Source organism: uncultured Neptuniibacter sp. (assembly GCF_947498015.1).
In the GTDB taxonomy this organism is placed as follows: Bacteria; Pseudomonadota; Gammaproteobacteria; order Pseudomonadales; family Balneatricaceae; genus Neptuniibacter.
This window is the reverse complement of the sequence record NZ_CANMIR010000028.1, coordinates 1-773: the sequence shown is the minus strand read 5'-3', so window position 1 is coordinate 773 and position 773 is coordinate 1. Positions and strand designations below refer to the sequence as shown.

Genomic DNA, 773 nt, shown 5'->3' with positions numbered 1-773 from the left:
ATGGCGATGCTGTTCGCGACCACCCTGACCTATGCCTACATGGGTGTGACCCATATGGGGATCAACATCAACACCGTACCGATTATCGCGGTGGGTGTGGGGGTCGGCATCGACTACTCCATCTACATGATGGACCGTATCCGCGCCGAGATGGTGGCCCTGCAGGATCTGAATGCCGCGGTACGCAAAGCGATCAGTACCACCGGTCTGGCGATCAGCTTCACCGCGATCACGCTGATCGCCGGGATCGTGATGTGGGTACTGCTCTCCGATCTGCGATTCCAATCCGATGCAGCGCTGTTGCTGACCGTGATGGTGATCCTCAACGGTGCGGCTGCGATGCTGCTGGTACCGAGCTGGGTACTGGTGTTTAAACCGAAGTTTATCTGCGACGCCTACAAAGATGAGGATGGGGTGATCCATGCGTAATGCAGGGATCCGCCCAGCTTATCCGCTGGCGATGCATGTTGTAAGAACGAGCAACTCAAAAAAACAAAAGCCTGAAGGGGTTCAGAGATGACAAAAAAAATAACAGCCCTCAACGCACTGACCGTAGGGGTGGCAGCAGGATTGGCGATGAGCTACGGCTCCACCGTCAGCGCTGCAGACACTGAATGGGCCGGGTTCGTTGAAAACGCGACCTATTTCCGTGACAGCAAGGGATTATCTAAATTCCGTAACACGGCGCAAGCGGAGTTCCATAAGCCGATTGAGTCTGATAGCTGGAGTAATGTCAGCATCAACGGTGTGCTGCGAGGCAGCTACGACGGTGT

The 773-nt window shown here is 55.1% G+C and carries 1 protein-coding gene and 1 pseudogene; both read left to right on the top strand.

The genetic code is table 11. The annotated features are described in order from the left end of the window. Positions 1-429: MMPL family transporter (locus Q0882_RS16625; RefSeq protein WP_299184094.1), on the top strand; the 429-nt coding region annotated here is incomplete at its 5' end. Between the two features lie 87 nt (positions 430-516). Then, a pseudogene (locus tag Q0882_RS16620) lies at positions 517-773 on the top strand (DUF1302 domain-containing protein); the annotation flags it as partial.